This window comes from Ruminococcus sp. 1001136sp1, from assembly GCF_039841815.1.
Taxonomy (GTDB): domain Bacteria; phylum Bacillota; class Clostridia; order Lachnospirales; family Lachnospiraceae; genus Blautia_A; species Blautia_A faecis.
Genome location: NZ_JBDPGY010000060.1, coordinates 1 through 1,652, shown reverse-complemented (window position 1 = coordinate 1,652; position 1,652 = coordinate 1). Strand labels below are relative to the sequence as shown.

Annotated in this window: 1 protein-coding gene; it reads left to right on the top strand. The window is 35.4% G+C overall.

What is annotated here, in order from left to right; all coding sequences use genetic code 11:
• Positions 1-187 precede the first annotated feature (187 nt).
• Positions 188-1,504 carry an IS4 family transposase gene (locus tag ABHC48_RS20465; protein WP_195700505.1) on the top strand — a complete coding sequence of 439 codons (1,317 nt, stop codon included), beginning with the start codon at positions 188-190 and terminating at the stop codon, positions 1,502-1,504.
• Positions 1,505-1,652: the final 148 nt, after the last annotated feature.

Below are 1,652 nucleotides of genomic sequence, written 5' to 3'. Positions count from 1 at the left end.
CAATGTCATTAAGTTAGTATGACGCATAAAGATCTCTATATCTGAAATGGTATAGGGGTCTTTTTATTTTTCGAAAACAGTTGACATTTATATTAATGTGTGCGGCCGATTTCGCTACGGATTGATAATAAAGGCAGCGAAATCGGCCCTTGTAATTAAGAAAAACTTAATTACAGGGAGGTATCATATGAACCCGAAACACATTAAAAAAGTTTTGATGTCAGAAATCAATAAAGTTGCAAATAATCCGAAGGACTATTGCTTTCATCCTGATACGGACTTTACCCGAAAACGGAAAATTTCTATGAAAGCAGTGTTAACAGGAATTATCGGTATGGGAAGCGGCAGTCTTACAAATGAATTAATAGACTTTTTTCACGCTTCCCCTCAAATGCCCACACCATCTGCTTTTTTACAGCAGAGAAGTAAGATTAAGCCTGAAGCTTTCCGTTCCATATTTGACGGCTTTAACGAAACAATTACGAAAGGTTTTTCAGAAAAGATGCCGATATTTGCTGTTGACGGTTCAGACATTCAAATTGCTACAAACCCTGGGGATACTGGATCATATTATCCTGGAAGCAACGGACAAAAAGGATATAATCTTTTACATTTAAATGCACTGTATGAGATTGATTATCATATTTATGCAGATTCAATTATCCAGAAAAGCAAAAATTGTAATGAACATAAAGCTCTTCAGGAAATGGTTGATCGATCGGCCATACCAGAAGCTCTTATTATAGCAGACCGGGGTTATGAATCTTATAATAGTATGGCACATATTCAGGAAAAGGGCTGGTACTTCTTGATACGTATTAAAGATGGACATGGAAGTATAAAAAGCAACCTGGAACTTCCAGAAGAAAAGCTGTTTGATCTGAAGATAAATCTTAACATTACAAGGAAACAGTCAAAAGAAGTAAAGGAACTGCTAAAGGATAAGAACCATTATCGATATCTTCCTTCCAATGTGAATTTCGACTATTTACCTGCAAAAAGTAATTATAAAGATCCAGCCTCGTTTTATGGATTGTCTTTTAGAATTGCAAGATTCCAAATTTCAGAAGATACTTATGAAACCGTCCTTACAAATTTGGATAAGGAACAATACCCGGTTGAAAAATTAAAACATCTTTATGCTTTAAGATGGGGAATTGAAACATCTTTCAGAGATTTAAAATATACTATTGGAATGTTGGATTTTCATTCAAAAAAGGTGATGTGTATCCAACAGGAAATCTATGCACATCTGATCATGTATAATTTTGCAGAAATGATTACCTCGCACGTAGTCATTGAAAAAAAGCAAAGAAAATATACATATAAAGCCAACTTCTCAGTTGCGTCGCACTTGTGCCGATTATTTTATCGTGGGAAAACGACATCACCTGATTTAGAAACCATTATCGCAAAGAATGTAATTCCCATACGCCCCGATCGTCATGGGGAACGGAAAGCAACTACTAAGATATTTCATGGCTTCTTATATAGAGTAGCATAAATTTGAATAAGTGAATATAGTTTTTTGAGGCAGATGAAAATCTGTCTATTTGTGTTTGGCAAAAATAGAAAACAGGCTGAAGAGAACTCCTCAACCTGTTTCCGGGCAAAAGCCAAATCAGCTTGCCTATGATAACTTAATGACATTG